This is a genomic window from Tardiphaga sp. 768_D3_N2_1, from assembly GCF_052076105.1.
GTDB lineage: Bacteria > Pseudomonadota > Alphaproteobacteria > Rhizobiales > Xanthobacteraceae > Tardiphaga.
This window is the reverse complement of sequence record NZ_CP197245.1, coordinates 4716618-4737102: the sequence shown is the minus strand read 5'-3', so window position 1 is coordinate 4737102 and position 20485 is coordinate 4716618. Positions and strand designations below refer to the sequence as shown.

The 20485-nt window shown below is 62.3% G+C and carries 18 protein-coding genes; 12 read left to right on the top strand and 6 right to left on the bottom strand.

The window, feature by feature from the left end; genetic code table 11:
- Positions 1-4 precede the first annotated feature (4 nt).
- The 4 genes from AB8A27_RS22210 to AB8A27_RS22195 all read right to left on the bottom strand — a co-directional run bounded on the left by AB8A27_RS22210 (position 5) and on the right by AB8A27_RS22195 (position 6542).
- Positions 5-1693: a long-chain fatty acid--CoA ligase gene (locus AB8A27_RS22210; protein ID WP_441243773.1), complete on the bottom strand. Its 1689-nt coding sequence runs from the start codon at positions 1691-1693 to the stop codon at positions 5-7.
- Positions 1694-1828: 135 nt separating this feature from the next.
- Positions 1829-3328, bottom strand: a complete 1500-nt coding sequence (locus tag AB8A27_RS22205; RefSeq protein ID WP_441243772.1) for a D-alanyl-D-alanine carboxypeptidase family protein — start codon at positions 3326-3328, stop codon at positions 1829-1831.
- Positions 3329-3551: 223 nt separating this feature from the next.
- On the bottom strand, positions 3552-5348 hold the full coding sequence (locus AB8A27_RS22200) for a glucan ABC transporter ATP-binding protein/ permease (protein WP_441243771.1): 1797 nt from the start codon (positions 5346-5348) through the stop codon (positions 3552-3554).
- A gap of 105 nt (positions 5349-5453) precedes the next feature.
- A complete protein-coding gene (locus AB8A27_RS22195; RefSeq protein WP_441243770.1) occupies positions 5454-6542 on the bottom strand; it encodes an ABC transporter substrate-binding protein in 1089 nt (362 codons plus the stop codon).
- 231 nt (positions 6543-6773) lie between these two features.
- Between AB8A27_RS22195 and AB8A27_RS22190 the strand changes: the two genes are divergently transcribed.
- The 4 genes from AB8A27_RS22190 to AB8A27_RS22175 all read left to right on the top strand — a co-directional run bounded on the left by AB8A27_RS22190 (position 6774) and on the right by AB8A27_RS22175 (position 9062).
- A complete protein-coding gene (locus AB8A27_RS22190) occupies positions 6774-7208 on the top strand; it encodes a hypothetical protein (RefSeq protein ID WP_441243769.1) in 435 nt (144 codons plus the stop codon).
- A gap of 150 nt (positions 7209-7358) precedes the next feature.
- A complete protein-coding gene (gene hisE / locus AB8A27_RS22185; RefSeq protein WP_441243768.1) occupies positions 7359-7766 on the top strand; it encodes a phosphoribosyl-ATP diphosphatase in 408 nt (135 codons plus the stop codon).
- Between the two features lie 80 nt (positions 7767-7846).
- Entirely contained in the window at positions 7847-8428 is a 582-nt protein-coding gene (locus tag AB8A27_RS22180; RefSeq protein WP_441243767.1) for a YqaA family protein, read from the top strand.
- 46 nt (positions 8429-8474) lie between these two features.
- Positions 8475-9062 (top strand): hypothetical protein, encoded by a 588-nt coding sequence (locus tag AB8A27_RS22175; RefSeq protein ID WP_441243766.1) that lies wholly within the window; start codon positions 8475-8477, stop codon positions 9060-9062.
- A 2-nt stretch (positions 9063-9064) separates the two neighbouring features.
- On the opposite strand, the gene AB8A27_RS22170 is transcribed toward AB8A27_RS22175, so the two are convergent.
- On the bottom strand, positions 9065-9628 hold the full coding sequence (locus AB8A27_RS22170) for a TetR/AcrR family transcriptional regulator (protein ID WP_441243765.1): 564 nt from the start codon (positions 9626-9628) through the stop codon (positions 9065-9067).
- 156 nt (positions 9629-9784) lie between these two features.
- On the opposite strand from AB8A27_RS22170, the gene AB8A27_RS22165 reads away from it, so the two are divergent.
- From AB8A27_RS22165 to AB8A27_RS22130, 8 genes are all read left to right on the top strand, one after another.
- On the top strand, positions 9785-10429 hold the full coding sequence (locus AB8A27_RS22165; RefSeq protein ID WP_441244986.1) for a glutathione S-transferase: 645 nt from the start codon (positions 9785-9787) through the stop codon (positions 10427-10429).
- Between the two features lie 234 nt (positions 10430-10663).
- Positions 10664-11632 carry an NAD(P)H-dependent flavin oxidoreductase gene (locus AB8A27_RS22160; RefSeq protein ID WP_092150320.1) on the top strand — a complete coding sequence of 323 codons (969 nt, stop codon included), beginning with the start codon at positions 10664-10666 and terminating at the stop codon, positions 11630-11632.
- A gap of 23 nt (positions 11633-11655) precedes the next feature.
- Positions 11656-12429, top strand: a complete 774-nt coding sequence (locus AB8A27_RS22155) for a thioesterase family protein (RefSeq protein WP_441243764.1) — start codon at positions 11656-11658, stop codon at positions 12427-12429.
- Between the two features lie 83 nt (positions 12430-12512).
- The gene (locus AB8A27_RS22150; RefSeq protein ID WP_441243763.1) at positions 12513-14009 is read left to right on the top strand and encodes an ATPase domain-containing protein; all 1497 of its coding nucleotides are present in this window, start codon (positions 12513-12515) and stop codon (positions 14007-14009) included.
- On the top strand, positions 14006-16063 hold the full coding sequence (locus AB8A27_RS22145) for an ATP-binding protein (protein ID WP_441243762.1): 2058 nt from the start codon (positions 14006-14008) through the stop codon (positions 16061-16063). The genes AB8A27_RS22150 and AB8A27_RS22145 overlap by 4 nt, the downstream gene beginning before the upstream one ends.
- Before the next feature lie 114 nt (positions 16064-16177).
- On the top strand, positions 16178-16426 hold the full coding sequence (locus AB8A27_RS22140) for a hypothetical protein (protein WP_092150332.1): 249 nt from the start codon (positions 16178-16180) through the stop codon (positions 16424-16426).
- Between the two features lie 106 nt (positions 16427-16532).
- On the top strand, positions 16533-17204 hold the full coding sequence (locus AB8A27_RS22135) for a hypothetical protein (RefSeq protein ID WP_441243761.1): 672 nt from the start codon (positions 16533-16535) through the stop codon (positions 17202-17204).
- Positions 17205-17340: 136 nt separating this feature from the next.
- Positions 17341-18969, top strand: a complete 1629-nt coding sequence (locus AB8A27_RS22130; protein ID WP_441243760.1) for an inorganic phosphate transporter — start codon at positions 17341-17343, stop codon at positions 18967-18969.
- 248 nt (positions 18970-19217) lie between these two features.
- Here the strand turns inward: AB8A27_RS22130 and AB8A27_RS22125 are convergent, their stop codons facing one another.
- A complete protein-coding gene (locus AB8A27_RS22125; protein WP_441243759.1) occupies positions 19218-20378 on the bottom strand; it encodes a patatin-like phospholipase family protein in 1161 nt (386 codons plus the stop codon).
- Positions 20379-20485: the final 107 nt, after the last annotated feature.

Below are 20485 nucleotides of genomic sequence, written 5' to 3'. Positions count from 1 at the left end.
TGTGTCAGGCCGCTGAGGCCTGCTTCTTCTCGTCGCGGAGCTCGCGGCGCAGGATCTTGCCGACATTGGTCTTCGGCAAAGCAGTGCGGAATTCGATCTGTTTCGGCACCTTGTAATTGGTGAGCTGGGTGCCGCAGAACTTGATGATGTCCTCGGCGGTGACGTTCGGGTCCTTCTTGACGACGAAGGCCTTCACCGCCTCGGTGGTCTTCGGATCAGGCACGCCGATCACGGCGCATTCCAGCACGCCGGGATGGCTGGCGATGACGTCCTCGACCTCGTTCGGATAGACGTTGAAGCCCGAGACCAGCACCATGTCCTTCTTGCGATCCACGATCTTGGTGAAGCCGTCGGGGGTCATGATGCCGATGTCGCCGGTGCGGAAGAAACCGTCCGCGGTCATCACCTTGGCGGTCTCGTCCGGCCGGTTCCAGTAGCCCGACATGATCTGCGGACCCTTGGCGCAAATCTCGCCGGCCTGGCCGAGCGGGACTTCGTTGCCGTCGTCATCGCGGATCGAGATGTAAGTCGATGGCACGGGCACGCCGATGGAGCCGTTGAACTGATCGACATCGGCGGGGTTGCAGGTCAGCGTCGGCGAGGTTTCGGAGAGGCCGTAGCCTTCGGCGACGAAGCAGCCGGTCACCTTCAGCCACTTCTCGGCCACAGCCTTCTGCACCGCCATGCCGCCGCCGTTGGAAATCTTCAGCTTGGAGAAGTCCACCTGGTCGAAGCCCGGCGTATTCAGCAATCCGTTATAGAGCGTGTTGACCGCCGGGAAGCTGTTGACCTGATACTTCATCAGCTCCTTCACGAAGCCCGGCATATCACGCGGATTCGGGATCAGGAGGTTGACGCCGCCGGCGCGCACGGCCAGCAGGAAGCAGGCCGTCAGCGCGAAGATATGGTACAGCGGCAGTGCGCAGACGATGAACAGCTGGTCCACATGCGGCGGCTTGCGCAGCGCCGGCTGCAGCCAGGCATCGTTCTGCAGCACATTGGCCAGGATGTTGCGATGGCGCAGCGTCGCGCCCTTGGAAACGCCGGTGGTGCCGCCGGTATATTGCAGGAAGGCGACGTCGTCGGGTCCGAGCACCGGCTTCTTCAGCTTCATGCTGCGGCCGGCGGAGACTGCATCGTTGAACCAGACGGCGCCCGGCAATTCGTAAGCCGGCACCATCTTCTTCACGCGGCGGACCACGAGATTGACGATCACGCCCTTGAAGCCGAGCATGTCGCCCATGCTGCCAAGGATCACATGTTTCACATTGGTCTTGGCGATCACCTGCTGCACCGTGGAGGCGAAGTTCTCCAGCACGATGATGGCTTCGGCGCCGGAATCCTTGAGCTGATGCTCGAGTTCGCGCGGGGTGTAGAGCGGGTTGACGTTGACCACGGCATAGCCGGCGCGCAGCACCGCAGAGGTGGCGATCGGATATTGCAGCACATTCGGCATCATCAGCGCGACGCGGGCACCCTTGGCGAGGCCCTTGCTCTGCAGATAGGCGCCGAGCGAGGCGGACATTTCGTCGAGCTCACGATAGGTGATCGACTTGTCCATGCAGATGAAGGCTTTGCGATCGCGGAACTTGGCAAAGCTCTCTTCGAGCAGATCGACCAGCGACGGATACAGACTGACATCGATGTCGGCTGGCACGCCTGCCGGATATTGTTTGAGCCAGATACGCTCCATGACACTTCCCCCTCGATTTGATTATTTCAGGGAAGTATTGAGCAAAGCTGCCCTTGATAGCAAGGCGCGGCGCAACATGACGCCGCCGGAAACCGGCCGCGTTAACGATGATAGTTGAGCTTTGTCGACGAAGGTCTAACTGCGCGGAGCTGCCGCAGCCGGCTTGGCTTCGCCAGTGGTAGCCTTCGGTGCGGGTTTCGCCGCTGCCTTCGGCTTGGCCGGCGTTGTGGCCGGAGCGGCGGCTGCCGTGGCAGGCTTGCCGGCTGCAGGTTTGGCTGCTGCGGGTTTCGCCGTTGCAGGCGCGGCTGCCGCTGCAGGTTTTGGCGCGGCGGCATCCGGCTTGACTGCGGCCTGTTTGGAGGCGGCGGGTTTGGCGGCTGGCTTCGCTTCGGCGGTTGCTGCGGGTTTGGCGTCCTTGGTGTCGGCTGCGGCGTCAGGCTTCTTGGCGGCGGTCTTGGTGCCCTTCTTGCCCTTGGGCTTCGGCGTCTGCCGGGCTTCTTCCACCGCATTGGCGGCAATCAGGTCGGCGCCCACTTTCTTCGGGCCGGTATAGACGATCACCGGTTCGACCGGCGCGGCGGCTGCGGCGATCATGTCGACCGGGCGCAGCGTTGGCGGCTGCAGGCCGGCGGTGAAGAACGACATCGCCTGGCTGCCGGCTTCGTTACTGGCGACGACTTCGTCATCGGCATCGCTGGCCGGGCGCTTGCGCTTCGGTCCGCACATGTCGTCGCGCAGGTTCGGGGGCGCGGCATCGATCGGCGCGAGGGCGTCCACGGTGCCGAGGGCCGGACGCAGCCAGGTCAGGCCGCCGGCGCCGGTGTTGAAGCCGCGCTCCAGGAGTTGCGCCGCCTTGACGGCGCGGGCCTGGCCTGAGGAGGCGCCGAGCACCACGGCGATCAGCCGCTTGTTGCCGCGGGTGGCGGTGGCGACGAGATTGTAGCCGGAGGCGCAGATGAAACCGGTCTTCATGCCGTCGGCGCCGGGATAGCGGCCGATCAGCTTGTTGAAGTTCGGCGTGATGCGGCGGCCGAATTTGATCGCGGGAATGTGGACGAAATATTCGTATTCCGGCAGGTCGTGAATGATCGCGCGGGCGAGGATCGCAAGATCGCGCGCCGAGGTGACCTGACCATCGGCCGGCAGGCCGTTCGGATTGACGTAGTTGGTCTGCGTCATGCCGAGCTTCTGCGCGGTGGCATTCATCATCGCCGAGAAACCGTCGACAGAGCCGCCGACGCCTTCGGCGAGCACGACGGCCATGTCATTGGCCGACTTCACCATCATCATCTTCAGCGCGTTGTCGATGGTGACCTGCGTGCCGGCCTTGAAGCCCATCTTCGAGGGCGACTGTGCCGCGGCGATCGGCGACACCGTGACCAGCGTGTCGAGACTGATGCGTCCCTGCTTCACCGCCTGCAGCGTGACATAGGTCGTCATCAGCTTGGTGACGGAGGCGGGATACCACGGATAGGTCGCGTTCTCGGCCTGCAACACCTTGCCGGTATCGACTTCGACGAGCAGGAGTGCTTCAGCGCTGGCCGTGCGTGGCGCGGCCACGCCGAGCACAAGTGCCGCGGCGAGAACGAACCAGTTGAGTGATAGCAGGCGGCGCGATGCGAAGTGAAATTGCACTATCCGATTCCGGTCCTTTGCGGCCCGCCTGCAGTGCCGTGACACCGCGCGCAGCAATTCTTGGATTTGAGGTTCGGGACTCTCATGTCGGTTTGGCCGTCACGCGGTGACCGCAGCAAACCTATACCGGCCGAGAGCATCAGAACAGTGGCGAGCCGGTTAAATCGGTGATGAAAGGGGCCAAATTTCGGCCGCTCGCAAAGGCTTTACCTCGCGAACGACATCACAGCGGCTGGGCGGCGTCCGGCAGGGCCATGCTGGCGCGGGCGTCCTCCTGAACCATGAACTGGGCGGCGGCAAGATTGGCGAAATAGCCGCCCTGCATCACGAGTTCATCGAAAGTTCCCGCTTCGATCACGCGGCCGTTCTCAAATACAAGGATACGCGTGGCATTGCGGATGGTGGACAGCCGGTGCGCGATCACAAAAGTGGTGCGGCCCTTCATCACTTCATCGAGAGCGACGTTGAGCTTGGCCTCGGTCACGGCATCGAGCGCGCTGGTGGCCTCGTCGAGGATCAGGATCGGCGGGTCTTTCAGCAGTGCACGGGCGATCGACAGCCGTTGCCGCTCGCCGCCGGACAGCATGCGGCCACGTTCGCCGGCATTGGTGTTGAAACCGTTATCGCTGCGCTCGATGAAATCGAGCGCCTGGGCGCGGGCGGCGGCGATACGCAACTCTTCATCCGTCGCGTCCGGTTTGCCGACGCGCAGGTTGTCGGCGATGGAGCGGTTGAACAGCAGCGCCTCCTGGAACACGACGCCGATGTTCCGGCGCAGGCCCGACAGCGTGAGCGCACGGATATCCATACCGTCGATCGAGATGATGCCGGATTGCGGATCGAAGGCCCGGTGCAGCAGTGCGATAGCGGTGGATTTGCCCGCGCCGGTGGAACCGACGAGGGCGATGGTCTGGCCGGGCAGGGCCGTGAAGGACAGATCCTGGATCGCGGGCCGCTTGCCGTCATAGGAGAACGACACGTCGTTGAACTCGACCATGCCCTGCAGCCGGCCGGGATCCATGGCGTCGATGCGGTCGCGCACGGTGGGCACCGCGTCGAGTACGTTCATGAAATCGCGCAGCCGCGGCGCTTCCATGAAGATGGTGTTGATGAAGGCGACCACCTGTTCGAGCTTCTGGATCAGCATCGTCGCAAAACTGACGAACATCACAATCTCACCCACGGTGGTGAGACCCTGCTGATGCAGCGCGATGCCGACGGTGAAGATCGCCAGCACCGTGATGGTGGTGGAGGTGCGCGTCATCACCGAGACCAGTGCCCACCACGACAGCACCGGCATCTGCTTTTCGAGCAACTGACTGGAGACGCCGCGCAGGCCCTGCACCTCGGCATCGATGCGCGTGAAGCTCTGCACCAGCGCGACATTCCCCAGCGCATCGGAGGCGCGCGCGGACAGATCGCCGTAATGTTCCTCGACATCGCTTTGCATGCCCGAGGTCTTGCGCACGACCATCGTGGTCAGCACCGTGAAGACGACGCACAGGATCACGAGCAGGATGGCAAGCCGCCAGTTCAGATAGACCGACAGCGGCAGCAGTACGAACAGCGAGACGATGGCGGCGAAGTGCTCGCGGAAGAAGCCGAGCCAGACGCGCCAGAGGGCATCGGTGCCGGCCAGCATCACTTTCATCAGGCGGCCGGAATGCGTACCGGTGTGGAAGGTCAGCGGCAATTGCATGATGTGTTCGAAGTAATCGGTCAGCACCGCCTGGCGCTGGCGATGCGCGAGGCGATCCGCATGCAGCGCGACCACTGTGCCGCAGACGATCGTGAACAGGCCGAACGCGACCCAGGCCGCGAGCAGTGGCCAGGGCGACGTGCCATCCGTCTGCATCGCGGCCGTCGAGAGATTGTTCGACAGCACGTCGATGATCCGGCCGAACAGCACCGGTTCGGCGAATTGCGCGCCGGCGAGCAGCAGGTTCGCGCCCGCAAGAAACCAGCCGAGGCGCCTCTCCTTGCCGAGCAGCTCCAGCACACGGGTGTAAAGACGGATCATGGGAGGTCACTCAGCGCAGCGCGAACGGGATAACCGATTGCGCATAGTCTAAGCGGGGACGGCAGCCGAATACAGCTTCGGGAAAAGTTGTTCAGTTGAACTTCTTCAGTTGATTTTGCGGCCGACCGTGCCCGGCAGGAAGCTGTCGTCGAAGATGTTCGCGGCCGTGGGGCGCTTCTTGAAGGTAAAATCTTCGGCAATCTCGTCAAGCGATGCTTCAAAACGTGCGGCGTCCATGCCGCCCAGCCCGTCGCGGCGGACATCGTCGGTCAGGATATTGTCGGTAATGGCAGTGTGCAGCCGCGTCAGTTCAAGCTCGCGCGACCCGTTCTCCATCTGGGTCATGACGTCGTTGATCGCCCTGGCCGGGTCCTTGATGGTCAACTGCGTCCCGGCGGTGACGGCGCGGATGAACGCCTTCACGGCCTCGGGTCTGGTGGCAGCGAATTTCGGATTGACGATCAGGGCGAGGCCATAGGCGGCGGAACCGAACTCGGCGAAACGAAACACCGCGAGGTCATCGGCGGGGACGCCGCGGTCGCGCAGGTTGACCGCCGAGAGATAGGAGAAGCCGGTGATCGCATCGACCTGACCGGCCGAGAGCATCGGTTCGCGCACCGCAGCGCTGATCCTCTCCTGCTTCACGGCTGCAAGCTTGATGTTGTTGCGCTTGGCCAGCGCCGGCCACAGCCGGATCGCGAGATCGCGGTCAGCGACCCCAAGCACTTTTCCTTCAAGACTGCCGAGCGAGATCACGCCGCGGCTCTTGCGGGCGACAATGGCATAGGGGGCTGCGTTAAGTAGCACGAAGACGGCTTTCACCGCCGCTGCATCGGGATCGCCGCGATAGCGGATCAACGCATTGAGATCGGCCAGCGCCATGTCGCTGGCGCCTGAGGCGACCCGCGCGATGGTCTCCTTCGATCCCGCGGCCACGGTGGTCGTCACATTCACGTTCTCGGCCCGGTACAGGCCGCGGGTCTCGGCCAGCACGAACGGGGCGGCAATCGCATCGATCGCGCGCTCGAGCGCAAACTGGATATTGGCCGGGGTTTTGTCGTCAGCTGCCTTGTCACTAGGCGTCTTGTCGTCGGCGGAGGCTTGTACCGATGATGCGCAAAGAGCCACCGACCCCAGCGCACTCAGCGAGAGGAGGACATGCCGCCGGGAAATGTGGGTCGCGGTTCTGGGCATCAAGATACTTAACGACTGGGCCGGCAGTTACCCCGCCGGCATGTTCGATTGATGGCAGTAAGGTGCGACATCTTGCGCGTCGTTTCTAACCGTAAAAGGCTGAACGGGAGATGACTGCCCCGATTTGGACACCGATCGTTCAGCTGCCGTTGGGGTTGAGGAACTCATACTGTCCGAAGTGGTTGGCTATCTAGAGGCCCGCAGGGCCAGACGACCACGGAGGACATTGAGATGTTCGTACGAAATGGATTGTTTAAGTCGACTGGCCGCGCCGCCATCGTGGCGAGTGTTGCGGCCATGACCATCTCGGCAATTGCGCCGACCGGAGCAATCGCGGCGCCTGTCGCCAAGAGCACGAGCCAGGCTGTCGCCACGCATGGCACCAGCGACGCCACCGATTTCAGCAGCGCGCGCCGCCGCTATTATCGCGGTGGCGGAAATGCCGCGGGCCTCGCGGCCTTTGGCGCCATCGTCGGCACCATTGGCGCGATCGCTGCCACGCAGAGCCGTCGCGACTATTACGACAGCTACGGTTACTATGGCGGCGGTCCGGTCTATTACGGTGGTGGTCCTGCCTATTATGACGGCGGCGGCTATTATGGTGGACCGTATCGCGGCTACGGCGGTGGTCATGGTTACGATAATTCGCGTCGCATGACCTGGTAGTTCGCGATCGGTCACAACTCGTTCCGTCATGCAACCGTCACTTAACTATCAAACGCCGGTCGCGTTCGCGGCCGGCGTTTTGACGTTGTTGCAGACACTTGAGGGCCGGCCGTTAACACGCTGGCCACAGCTTTGAGATAGTGTAGTTCCATGAGTGATTCGCTCGACCGGCTTTATCAGGCGGTGATCGCGGCCAAGGATCTCGATCCGTCGGTCTCGCGAACGGCCCGGCTTTATCAGCAGGGGCCGGAAAAGATGGCGAAGAAGCTGGCCGAGGAGGCGATCGAGGTCGTCATCGACGCGGTCAATCGCAAGCCGGACGCTGTGATCCGTGAGAGCGCCGATCTTCTCTACAATTTGACTGTGCTGTGGGCGGCCGCTGGTGTGCGTCCTGAGCAGGTCTGGGCTGAGATGAGCCGGCGCGAGCGAATGATGGGTATCGCCGAGAAATTGCCGAAGTCGCCCAAGTCGATATCAAAGGGCGCTAAGTCGCGTGCTTCCGCTGATGGTCGGCGACCAATTGCCGCGCTGGAAGATCGTATCCGCAAGGTGATCTGAGCCGGTCATCGGTTCCTTGTTATCTGGCCGTCACCAATCAAGCATGGACAAATCGGCCTCAGGATGGTTCATCGCGGACCATGCTCAGACGAATGTATGACTGGTGTATCGACGCCGCCCACAAGCCCTACGCCCTCTGGATTCTGGGCATCGTGTCCTTCGCGGAAAGTTCGTTCTTTCCGGTGCCGCCGGATGTGATGCTGATTCCGATGGCGCTGGCCCGGCCACAGAAGGCCTGGCTCTATGCAGGCATCTGCACCATCACATCGGTCGCGGGCGGCGTGGTCGGTTATCTGATCGGCCACTTGCTCTATGACAGCGTCGGCCAGTGGGTCATTCATTTCTACGGCTATGGCGACAAGGTCGAGGCATTCCGCGCCGGCTATGCCGAATATGGCGCATGGATCATCCTGCTGAAGGGACTGACGCCGATTCCCTACAAGCTCGTCACCATCACGTCGGGCTTCGCCAACTATAATATCTGGATGTTCATCGCGCTCTCGTTCGTCGCCCGCGGCGCGCGCTTCTATGTGGTTGCGGTCCTCATGAACCGCTATGGCGTGTGGATCCGCGAGACCATCGAGAAGCGGCTTGGCCTGTGGGTTGGGCTCGCGGTAGGCGTGGTCGTACTCGGCTTCATCATCGCGTTCCGGCTGTTCTAGATCAGGGTGCTTCCCCCGGCGCAGGTGCCGGGATACGTTCCACATCATGTTCGATTTGACTCGTCTGTTGGCTCCGGTAACCCGCAACTGCGTCGTCGCTGCGACCGCGGCACTGGCCGTCGGCGCAGCCACCGTCTGTGCCTGGTCGCAGGCCATGCAGCAGCAACCGGCGCCGCAGAAATCGATCACGATTCAGGTTGTCCCGGCTCCCTCGGCGGCACCTCCGCCTGCCGCGGCTTTTGCGCCGGCTCCCATGGCTCAACAGGCGCCACCGCCATCACCGCCGCCAGCGCCCGAGAATCCCGGCCTGTTCAACGAGATCGGGAAGCTGTTCAAGAATTCCACCTCGCTGCTGCCATCACTGCCCGCGATGCCGTCGCTCGGTACAGACAGCCTGACCAAGCTGAACACGGTGGTGAAGGGGCGGGTCGCTTGCCCGATCGCGGCCAACGGCGCGCCGGACTGCAAGGCGGCCTCGGACAGACTGTGTCAGAGCAAGGGCTTCAAGGACGGCAAGAGCCTCGACACCGATGCAGCGCAAAGCTGCTCGCCCAAGGCCATGATCCCCGGCCGCGCGCCGGAGCCGGGTGACTGCAAGACGGAAAATTACGTCACCCAGGCGCTCTGCCAGTAGATCTATGCCGGCAGCAGTCCCGCCGCGCGATAGCTCTCGATAAGCGTGTCGTAGAGCGAGACATCCGCGCGGCTTCTTGCCATCAGCTGCGCGCCGGTAATGGCGGCGAAGATGGCGCGCGCACGCGGTTCGCTCTTCTCGGGGCTCGCGGCGGTCACAGCGACGAGAACCTTGCTCAGCCATGCCACATTGATATCGGTGAAGGTCTGGATCTCTTTCTTCACCGGCTCCGGCAGGTCGTCATATTCGGCGGCCATGAAGCTGCACAGGCACATGCGATTGCCGCTCTCCAGCGCCTTGCGAAACGTGCCGGGATATTGGCGGAGGCAGGCGGCCGGGTCCTTGGACTCGGCCAGCAGTATCTCCAGATAGGCGGCCGAGTCCTCCCAATAGCGCCTGGCAACCGCGGCGCCGAGATCGGCCTTGCTCGGGAAGTGGTGGTAGATGCTCGCGGCCTTGATGCCCACATCGGCCGCAAGATCACGAAAATTCAGGCCGCTATAGCCATGGGCCTGCGCCGTCAGTTTCGCTGCCGCCAGGATGGCTTCTCTGGAATTCGAACTCATATCCCGGTCTCACAACCCCGTGTTTGCAGCCTACCAAGTGATAGATAGGCGTTGACGGCAATAAATCAAAGCCGTAAGTGCGGCCTACCAACTGATAGGTAGGACAAGACAATGAGCACTCAGATCCCCAATGGCGACGCAACAGAGCTGCCGATGATGACGATCCACGATTGGAGCACCGGGCCTTACCCGGCGCGCGTCCGGATCGCTGTGGCCGAGAAGAACCTCCGATCGCGTATCAATTTCGTGTCGGTCGATCTCACGAAAGGCGAGCACAAGAAGCCTGAATTCCTCGCCAAGAACTATTCAGGCACGCTGCCTGTGCTCGAACTCGACGACGGCACTTTCATTGCCGAGTGCACGGCCATCACCGAATATCTCGATGGACTTGACGGCTCCCCCTCGCTTACCGGCGGCACGCCGCGCGAGAAAGGCTTGATCCACATGATGAGCAAGCGTGCCGAGCTGGAGCTGCTCGACGCCATTAGTGTCTATTTTCATCACGCGACACCGGGGCTCGGGCCCCATGTCGAGATCTATCAAAATGCCGAATGGGGCTTCCGCCAGCGCGATAAGGCGCTGAGGGGAATGGCGTACTTCGACGGGGTGCTGAAAAAGCAGCCGTTTATTGCCGGCGAGTTTTTCTCGATGGCCGATATCACAGTGATTGGCGGTTTGATCTTCGCCGGCCTCGTGAAGCTCGAAGTACCTGCGGAGTGCGCGGCGCTTCAGGCCTGGTATGCGCGGATGCAGGAACGCCCCAGCGTCAAAAATCGCGTGACGATGTCAGACCCGGCTTGATGAGGTGGATGGCTGTCATTGCGCAGCCATCCCGATAACGGGACATCGCCCGGGTCATGTGATGTCCCATTATTCCGCGTCCTGAACCAACGCCGTTCGGCCCGGCTTTTTTCTCCCGCAGCGCAATTGCCATCCGCCCTCGGCTTCTGGCATCGTCCGGCGGCCTCCCGGATCGACCGGGGGCGGGCGCGTTCGATCGCGCACAAATCAAGAAAAGAAGTCGAGGAATTTTCCATGTCGATGCCGGCTTTGTTCAAGAACCGCCTGTCGCTGCCCGTGATCGGTTCGCCGCTGTTCATCATTTCGGTGCCGGATCTCGTGATCGCGCAGTGCAAGGCCGGTATCGTCGGCTCGTTTCCCGCGCTGAATGCGCGTCCGGCGGCGCTGCTCGACGAATGGCTGCACCGGATCAAGGAAGAACTCGCCGCACATGACAAGGCGCATCCGGATCGCCTCTCCGCGCCCTTCGCGGTCAACCAGATCGTGCACAAGTCCAACAACCGGCTCGAGCAGGACCTGGCGCTTTGCGAAAAGCATAAAGTGCCGATGATGATCACCTCGCTTGGCGCGCGTGAAGAACTCAACCAGGCGGCCCATGCCTGGGGTGGCATCGTGTTTCATGACGTCATCAATCAGCGTTTCGCGCACAAGGCGATCGAGAAGGGTGCTGACGGCCTGATCCTCGTTGCGGCAGGCGCCGGCGGCCATGCCGGCGAGATCTCGCCGCTCGCATTCGTCGCCGAGACCCGGCAGTGGTTCGACGGCCCGATCGCGCTGTCGGGCGCCATCGCAAACGGCCGCGCCATTCGCGCCGCGCGTATCCTCGGGGCCGACTTCGCCTATATCGGTTCGGCCTTCATCGCCACCACCGAAGCCAATGCGGTGCCGGGCTACAAGGACATGATCGCGGCCTCCGCTTCGGAAGACATCGTCTATTCGAATCTCTTCACCGGCGTTCACGGCAACTATCTGAAGCCGTCCATCGTTGCCGCCGGCATGGATCCGGACAATCTGCCGGAGTCCGATCCGACCAAGATGAATTTCGGCACCGACGCGAGTGGCGAGCGTGCCAAGCCGAAGGCCTGGAAGGAAATCTGGGGCAGCGGCCAGGGCATCGGCAGCGTGTCGAAGGTCGTGCCGGTGGCCGAGCTCGTTGCGCGCTTCAAGAAGGAATATGACGAAGCGATCGATCCGCCGCTCTGATCCTGCATGAGAAGGCTGATCTGATGGACGCCATCTATCGCGTGGACGGCAATCATGTCGTCACCAGTCCGCATGCTGCGGGCCCATGGAACGAGACCATGCAGCATGGCTCCGCACCGTCGGCGCTGGTGACGTGGCTTGCCGAACAGATGCCCACTGCAGGCCCGATGCATGTGACGCGGGTTACCATCGACCTGTTGCGGCCGGTGCCGGTGGCGCCGCTCACTTTCGAGACGGAAGTGCTGCGCGAGGGTCGCAAGATCCAGCTCGTTGGCGTCAGGCTGATGGCGAATGGCACCGTCGTGGTGCGTGCGACGGTGCTGAAGATCAGGGCGGAGGCGCAGCCGCTGCCGCCGGAGATTGTCGATCCGCCGGTCACGGTGCCGCCGCCGGATCAGGGCGGTTTGCTGGAGCCACGTTACGCCAGCAGTCCCTTCGTCAGCGGCATGAGCGTTCGCGCCGTGCGCGGCGGCTTCCTGTCGCTCGGTCCGGGCGCGATCTGGTATCGCGCCAATCGGCCGATCGTCGAAGGCGCCGGCCTATCGCAGGTGATGCGTGCCGTCATCGCGGCCGACTTCAGCAACGGCTCGTCGCCGGTGCTGAGTTTCAACGACTGGACCTTCCTCAATGCCGACCTCACGGTGAGCCTGTCGCGTCCGCCGGTGGGCGACTGGATCCTGCTGGATGGGGAGAGCTGGATCGGGCCGGACGGCGCCGGTCTTGCTGCGTCGAAGCTCGCCGATATCAACGGTTATTTCGGCCGGGCCGTGCAGAGCCTGGTGATCGAGAAGCGCTGACCGCCCTGCGCCGATCGATAACTTTTTAGCACTAGCTCGGAACTACTTGATACTGCGCGTGTTATTTGGCGTCAGGGGTTGGTATGGGTTCGACGCACGTGCAAAACGAAAAGGCTAGAACCGGCATCTGGGGGTTGGACGCTATCCTCTCGGGTGGTTTTTCCCGAGGACATGTTTTTCTCGTCGAGGGTGCGCCCGGCACCGGCAAGACGACGGTTGCTTTGCAGTTTTTGCTCGAAGGTGCGCGCGCCGGCGAGAAGAGCCTCTACATTACACTGTCGGAAACCGAGCAGGAGTTGCGCCAGGGTGCGGCCTCTCATGGTTGGGAGCTCGGCGATCGCATCGCAGTCTACGAGTTGCTGCCGCCCGAGAGTCTGCTCGATGAAGACCAGCAGCAGAGCCTCTTGTATTCGTCCGATCTCGAACTCGGCGAAACCACCAAGCAGATATTCGAGGCCGTTGAGCGCTTCCAGCCGAGTCGCGTCGTACTCGATAGCCTTTCAGAAATCCGGTTGCTGGCGCAGAGCTCGCTGCGCTATCGCCGCCAGATCCTGGCCATCAAGCATTACTTCGCCAAGTTTGGCACCACGGTGATGTTGCTCGATGACCTCACAGCGGAAGTCGCCGACAAGACGGTCCATAGTGTTGCCCATGGCGTGCTGCGGCTGGAAGAACTCGCTCCGTCCTATGGCGCCGAACGTCGCCGGGTGCGCATCATCAAATATCGTGGCGTCAAATTTCGTGGCGGTTATCACGACTCCACCATCACGACGGGCGGAGTGAATGTCTTTCCGCGTCTGGTGGCGTCGGAATTCCGCGGCAGCCTGAAGCGCAGCACCAAATCGACGGGAAGTGCCGAGTTCGACGGCTTGCTGGGCGGCGGCATCGAAACCGGATCGAGCACGCTCATCCTCGGCCCCGCCGGCACCGGCAAGTCTCTCGTCGCCATCACCAATGTCGTTGCGGCGATCAAGCGCGGTGAGAAGGCCGCGATGTTCGTGTTCGACGAGGAGCTAGGACTGCTGTTCGACCGCATGACGAAACTCGGGATCGATCTGGGCGCGATGCAGGAGGCCGGCAACCTGTTTGTCGAGCAGGTCGACGCGGCCGAACTGTCGCCCGGCGAATTCGCGCATCGGGTGCGCCGGCAGGTCGATGAACAGGACATCAAGATCGTCGTGATCGACAGTCTGAACGGCTATCAGGCGGCGATGCCGGAAGAGAATTCGCTGATCCTGCACATGCACGAGTTGCTGCAATATCTGAATCGGCGAGGTGCGGCGACGTTCATGACTGTCGCTCAACATGGTCTGGTTGGCGATATGAAAGCGCCGGTGGATGTGACCTATCTGGCCGACACCGTGATTTTGCTCCGCTACTTCGAGGCGCTCGGGAGTGTCCGTCGCGCCATTTCCGTCATCAAGAAGCGAACCGGTGTGCATGAAGCGACGATTCGGGAATACAGGATCGACCAGAGAGGGCTCACGATCGGCGCGCCCTTGAACGAGTTTCAGGGCGTGTTGCGCGGCGTACCGGTTTATGCCGGCGAGCGCCAGCTTCTCGACGGACAATCGGAGTGAGGCCGGGGCGTTCATCCGAGCGCGCCGTTGTCCTTGCGCCGACAGGACGCGATGCCGCTGTTGCCGCGGCACTGATCCGCGAAGCCGGCTTCTATGCGCAGCCTTGTGCGGACTTCCAGTCGCTGTTCGAAGAGATCAAAGGCGGCGCCGGCGTGGCTGTGATTGCCGACGAGGCGATCAAGACTGTCGATCTGCGCGGTCTCGGCAATTGGCTGCACGACCAGCCGTCATGGTCCGATTTTCCCATCGTGCTGCTGACGCGTCAGGGCGGCGGACCGGAGCGCAATCCGGATGCGGCAAGGCTCGGGCAATTACTCGGCAATGTGACCTTCATCGAGCGCCCGTTTCACCCGACAACCCTGATTTCGATCGTGGGTTCGGCCGTTCGTGCGCGCCGGCGTCAATATCAGACGCGTGCCATTCTCGAGGATCTTGGCGACAGTCAGGGGCTGCTGCAGACGGCGCTCGATGCGGGGCGGCTCGGCACGCTCGAATTGCACCTGCCCGAACTGCGGCTTGAGGTCTCGGATACGACCAAGGCATGCTTCGGCCGCCGGCCGGATCAGTCATTCACGTTCAGCGAGTTGCAGGCCGCGGTTCATCCTGATGATCGCGAGCAACGCCAGCAGGCGCTCGATGCGACGCTGATGACCGGCGCGGATTACAATGTCGAATACCGCAACATCTGGCCGAACGGCTCGGTGCATTGGGTCGAGACGCGTGCGCGCATCGTCCGTGGGCCTGACGGCAAGCCGAAAACGCTGGTGGGCGTCTCCGTCGATATCACGGCGCGCAAGTCTTCCGATATCGATCGCGACAATTTGCTGGATCAGTTGACGGCGGAGCGGTCGGCGCTCGCCGAACTCACGGCGACGCTCGAACAGCGCGTCGAGGAACGCACCAATGACCTGATGAAGGAAGTCGCGGCGCGCGAGAAAGCGCAGGACCAACTGCGTCAGGCACAGAAGATGGAGACCATCGGCCAGCTCACTGGCGGCGTCGCGCATGACTTCAACAATCTGCTGATGGCGGTGATGGGCAATCTCGATCTGCTGCGCAAGCGCATGCCCGACGATCCGCGCCTGAAACGACTGGTCGATGGCGCGATCCAGGGCGCCGAACGCGGCGCCTCGCTGACGCAGCGGCTGCTGGCCTTTGCGCGGCAGCAGGATCTGAAAGCCGTGGCCGTCGATCTCGGTGCGCTCGTCCGTGGCATGAGCGATTTGCTCGAGCGTTCGCTCGGGCCGCGCGTTGCGCTGCGTCTCGATATTCCCGACAATCTGCCGCGGGCGCAGATTGATCCCAATCAGCTCGAACTCGCCATCCTCAATCTCGCGATCAATGCGCGCGACGCCATGCAGGATGGCGGCTCCATCGATATCAAAGTGAAGAAGCATCGGGTCGTCAGAGGCGACCCGGTTCTGAAGCCCGGCGACTATCTCAAGGTGTCGATCATCGACAATGGCGCCGGCATGTCGCCGGAGACGTTGAAGAAGGCGATCGAGCCGTTCTTCTCGACCAAGCCCGTCGGCAAGGGGACAGGTCTGGGACTGTCCATGGTGCACGGTCTGGCCGTACAGCTCGGCGGTACACTCGATCTTTCGAGTGTCGTCGGCAAGGGAACGACGGCGACCCTCGTGCTGCCGGTCACCGACAGGAAGCCAGAGGTGGCCGATACGGCCCATGTCCTGCGCCATGCCGCGCGCTCTGCCGTAATTCTGTTTGTCGATGACGATCCCCTGATCGCGATGTCGACAACGGAGATGCTGGAGGATCTCGGCCATCGCGTCATCCCGGCGAGTTCGGGGCGACATGCGCTGGAGATTCTGAAGAGCGACGAGCCGCTCGATCTGATGATGACGGATCATGTGATGCCCGGCATGACGGGCATCGAGCTTGCGGCTTATTCGCGCGAAATGCGGCCGTCGTTGCCGATCCTGCTCGCCACCGGCTATGCGGATCTGCCCGAAGGCGCTCAGCTCGATCTGCCGCGGCTTGCCAAGCCGTATCATCAGGACCAGCTCCGGGATCGGCTCGATCAATTGCTGGGCTGACCCTCGCCGCAGCTGCGGTATCAATCTGCCGGCGGCGCAGTGAAATTAACCATTCATTAAATCCTGTGGAACCAACAATGCCCTGATCGGGAATCAACCGATTCAGGGGCCATCATGGATATCGAAGCCTATTTCGCGAAGACGCCGGCCACGATCGAGGAGATCAAGGCACGCGTGGCCGCAGCTTTCGGCCGTCATCCACTGTGTCGCGATGTGCAATTCGACATCGTCAGTACGCCTCGCGCCGGAAAGGGCGCGAACTGGACCATCAGCATGCAGTCGGTCGCCCCGGATGCGCTGTGGGAAGCCTCCGATATCGTGAGCGACATCCAGGAAGCCTACGTTCTCGCCAACGCCGCCTGAGCGTCGCCGTTAAGTATTATGGCACCGTTGCGGTATGGTTAGGCCATAATTAATCTCCATTTGTGACGACAGGTACCTGTGGTGGTCCTGAATTTCGGAGACTGGCTTGACGCGTGCGCTGACCCTTCTTGTGCTGGGCTGCCTGTTGCTGACCGGCGTGGCCGTTGCGAGCATCCTCGGTCGCGATAGCGTCCCGTCGCCGTCCTATGGCGAGAGCGCCGCGCAAAATTCGGTCGCCGTGTCGCGCGGACCGGTTTCCAATACGCAAGGCAAGAAGGACAAACTGCCATTGGCCGGCGCCATGATGGCGTCGCTCGATCCGCAGCAGGTCCCGAGCGTTGACGGCAGTCCGTTGCGTCAGGCCTTCGCATCCGACAGTCCGATCGAAGTGCCCGGTTCGACGGTGCTTGCGCCGATCGTGGTGCCGCAGCCGACCGCCAAGCCCAAGGCTGCCGCCAAGCCGGTGCAGAAGACCTATACGCTGCTCAGCGATGCGCAGATTTCGGCGATCAAGACGCGGCTCAATCTGACCGCATCGCAGGAATCCTACTGGCCCGGCGTCGAAGCGGCGCTGCGCAACGTGGCGCGCAGAATCCATGAGACCAGACAGGCCAGTCCTTCAGCCGGTGCTCCGCCGATCGATCCCGACAGCGACGAGGTGCAGCAGCTCAAATCCGCTGCGATGCCGTTGCTGTTTCAGTTGCGTGAGGATCAGAAGCGCGAAGTCCGTGCACTGGCACGCATGATCGGGCTCGAAAAGGTCGCGTCGGCGATCTGATCGCCTGTCACATGCCGGCCCGTCGGCGACGCAGGACTGTCACAACCCGTAGCTGACATATTGTCGCGCCTGTCATCCGGGCTTCGCATCCATGGTGCAGAGATTAACGCCTCTTAACCTGTAACGGGGGCGTTTCATGACCGATTTCACACTCAATCAATCCATTTCCGGAAGCGGACCAGTCGAGCCTGCGTCGCGGCCCAATCTCGACAAGGGTTTTAACCCGCTGACGATGATCCTGTTTTTCGGCATTCTGGCCGCCGGCGCGCTGTTTGTCGCCTACAGCATCTATGCGGATGTCCATGCCACCGGCACCCGCGTCACCAGCTACATGCCGTATCTGCTGCTGTTCGTGGCGCTGCTGATCGCGCTCGGCTTCGAATTCGTCAACGGCTTCCATGACACTGCCAATGCGGTGGCCACGGTCATCTACACCCACTCGCTGCCGGCGGAATTCGCCGTGATGTGGTCGGGCTTCTTCAACTTCCTCGGCGTGCTGTTCTCCACGGGCGCGGTGGCCTTCGGCATCGTCTCGCTGCTGCCGGTGGAGTTGATCCTGCAGGTTGGCAGCAGCGCCGGTTTCGCCATGGTGTTCGCGCTATTGATTGCTGCGATCATCTGGAATCTCGGCACCTGGTATCTCGGCCTGCCGGCTTCGAGCTCGCACACGCTGATCGGCTCGATCATCGGCGTCGGTATCGCCAATGCCGTGATGCGCGGCCGCGACGGCACCTCGGGCGTGGATTGGACCAAGGCCACGGAAATCGGTTACGCGCTGCTGCTGTCGCCGCTGTTCGGCTTTGCCTGCGCCGCCATCCTGCTGCTGATGCTGAAATTCGTCGTGCGCAATCCCGCTCTGTACCAGGCTCCCGATGGCGCCAAGGCGCCGCCGCTGTGGATCCGGGGCATCCTGATCGCCACCTGCACTGGCGTGTCCTTCGCACATGGTTCGAATGACGGCCAGAAGGGCATGGGCCTGATCATGCTGGTGCTGATCGGCACCGTGCCGACCGCCTATGCGCTGAACCGCGCATTGCCGGAATCCCGGGTCGCCCAGTTCCAGGTCTCCTCGATCGCAGCCGCCAAGGTGATCGCAGCCAAGGGCGCCGGCCACAGCATCATCGGCGATCCCCGCCCGGCTGTGACGCAATATGTCGCCGCGCGCAAGATCAGCGAAGGCACCTATCCGTCGCTCGCCGTTCTCGTGCAGCAGGTCGGCGATCAGGTCCGCACCTATGGCACGCTGGACAAGGTGCCGGCGGAAGTTGTCGGCAACACGCGTAACGATATGTATCTCGCATCGGAAGCCATCCGCTTCCTGATGAAGGACAAGGAAAACGACCTCAACAAGGAAGAGGTCGCGACCCTCAATGCCTATAAGGGCGCGCTCGATTCCGCCACCAAGTTCATCCCGGATTGGGTGAAGATCGCGGTGGCCATCGCACTCGGCCTTGGCACCATGGTGGGCTGGAAGCGCATCGTCGTCACCGTCGGCGAGAAGATCGGCAAGACGCATCTGACCTATGCGCAGGGCGCCTCCGCCGAGCTCGTGGCTGCCGCGACCATTGGCGCGGCCGACGTATTCGGCCTGCCGGTCTCGACCACCCACGTGCTGTCGTCCGGCGTCGCCGGCACCATGGCCGCGAATGGTTCGGGCCTGCAGATGGCGACCATCCGCAACCTGCTGATGGCCTGGGTGCTGACGCTGCCCTGCGCCATCATGATCTCGGCCTCGCTCTACGTGCTGTTCAGCCAGTTGTTCTGAGAATAGACGAGGCCGCCGCGGAAACGCGGCGGCCTCGTTCTTTTCACATCATCAAATAAAAGGCCCGCGCATCGTCTGCACGGGCCTTTTATTTGAATACTCTCACGGCCGTCATTGCGAGGAGCGAAGCGACGCGGCAATCCAGAAGGCCAAAAGCGAAGGAAGACTGGATTGCTTCGTCGCAAGATGCTCCTCGCAATGACGACGGAGAGGCTGTCGCCAGCGTCTTGCGAGGAGCACCGCTTGTTTTACGAACTGCTCTCGCGATGCACGTCGTGCACGACGATGCCTTTGCCCTGCTCGGGCAGGGCCAGCCAGTCGCGGCGCTTGAGGGTGCGGCGGGTATCGTCGAGGCCGCTCTGCCAGTGCTCGCGCATCGAGGTGGCCGAGAATTCGTGATCCTTGGAATCGCCCTCATAGGCCTTCTGCTGATAGATCATCTGCAGGATGGTGATCTCCGGCAGATCCGCCAGGCTGTCACGCCGCGCGCGTTCCTCATCGCTGAGCTGGTCGTCGGGAATACGCTGCAGCACCTTGTAGAGTTCCGACTTCAGATTGTTCATGCGCCGGTAGATGTCGGTGTTATGGCGGGTGCGGGACGAATAGACGATGTCCTTGTGCCGGGCCAGAACCTCCTGGATATCGCGCGGCAGCACGCCGCGCGCGCTGAAGAGGTCGACCTGGAAGACCAGCGAATTCATCTTGTCGTCCTGGTCGAGCAGATGCTGCAACGGCGTGTTGGAGACGATGCCGCCGTCCCAGAAATGATCGGTGCCGATCTTCACCATCGGCAGGGCAGGCGGCAGCGCGCCTGATGCCATCACGTGTTCGGGCGCAATCACTTCCTTCTTGTTGTCGAAATACAGGAAGTTGCCCGTGATGACGTTCACCGCACCGACGGCGAAATGGGTCTTGCGCGCATTGATCAGGTCGAAGTCGACCAGTTCGAGCAGGGTGTCGCGCAGGGGTGAGGTGTCGTAATAGCTCGTCGCCGTTTTTGCACCGGCAGGGCTGAACCACGGATTGACCTCGTGTGGCTTGAAGAAGCCGGGCTGGCCGAGGGTCGTGGTCATGAACGAGCTCGCGAGATTGCGGGCCTTGCGATAGACGTCGCCGTCCGGTGTGTAGTGCCAGACCTTGCGGGCGGTGATGCGGTCCCAGAAGATCTGCAGCTTTTCCAGCCGGTCTTCCGGCGGATTGCCGGCGATGATCGCCGAATTGATGGCGCCGATCGACACGCCGCAAACCCAGTCCGGCTCCATGCCCTCTTCATGCAGCGCCTGATACACACCAGCCTGATAGGCGCCGAGTGCGCCGCCGCCTTGCAGCACCAGCGCGACACGATCACAGCGATCGGGGCGCCAGCTGGCTTCGGTGGTCGTCTCTGAACCGGGTGTCCGCGCGTCCATCTTCGTTTTCTCCTCAACGATCACATGATGTTGGCGGCAGAATTCAGATGAGCAGTGACGGCGTTGTGACAAATGGCAAATTCGATGATTGCGCATCAGTCCATGAA

Coding starts and splice junctions, on each gene's coding strand:
- AB8A27_RS22210 (WP_441243773.1), bottom strand. CDS start 1,693: ATGGAGCGTATCTGGCTCAAACAATATCCGGCAGGCGTGCCAGCCGAC.
- AB8A27_RS22200 (WP_441243771.1), bottom strand. CDS start 5,348: ATGATCCGTCTTTACACCCGTGTGCTGGAGCTGCTCGGCAAGGAGAGG.
- AB8A27_RS22195 (WP_441243770.1), bottom strand. CDS start 6,542: ATGCCCAGAACCGCGACCCACATTTCCCGGCGGCATGTCCTCCTCTCG.
- AB8A27_RS22190 (WP_441243769.1), top strand. CDS start 6,774: ATGTTCGTACGAAATGGATTGTTTAAGTCGACTGGCCGCGCCGCCATC.
- hisE (WP_441243768.1), top strand. CDS start 7,359: ATGAGTGATTCGCTCGACCGGCTTTATCAGGCGGTGATCGCGGCCAAG.
- AB8A27_RS22180 (WP_441243767.1), top strand. CDS start 7,847: ATGCTCAGACGAATGTATGACTGGTGTATCGACGCCGCCCACAAGCCC.
- AB8A27_RS22175 (WP_441243766.1), top strand. CDS start 8,475: ATGTTCGATTTGACTCGTCTGTTGGCTCCGGTAACCCGCAACTGCGTC.
- AB8A27_RS22170 (WP_441243765.1), bottom strand. CDS start 9,628: ATGAGTTCGAATTCCAGAGAAGCCATCCTGGCGGCAGCGAAACTGACG.
- AB8A27_RS22165 (WP_441244986.1), top strand. CDS start 9,785: ATGACGATCCACGATTGGAGCACCGGGCCTTACCCGGCGCGCGTCCGG.
- AB8A27_RS22160 (WP_092150320.1), top strand. CDS start 10,664: ATGTCGATGCCGGCTTTGTTCAAGAACCGCCTGTCGCTGCCCGTGATC.
- AB8A27_RS22155 (WP_441243764.1), top strand. CDS start 11,656: ATGGACGCCATCTATCGCGTGGACGGCAATCATGTCGTCACCAGTCCG.
- AB8A27_RS22150 (WP_441243763.1), top strand. CDS start 12,513: ATGGGTTCGACGCACGTGCAAAACGAAAAGGCTAGAACCGGCATCTGG.
- AB8A27_RS22140 (WP_092150332.1), top strand. CDS start 16,178: ATGGATATCGAAGCCTATTTCGCGAAGACGCCGGCCACGATCGAGGAG.
- AB8A27_RS22130 (WP_441243760.1), top strand. CDS start 17,341: ATGACCGATTTCACACTCAATCAATCCATTTCCGGAAGCGGACCAGTC.
- AB8A27_RS22125 (WP_441243759.1), bottom strand. CDS start 20,378: ATGGACGCGCGGACACCCGGTTCAGAGACGACCACCGAAGCCAGCTGG.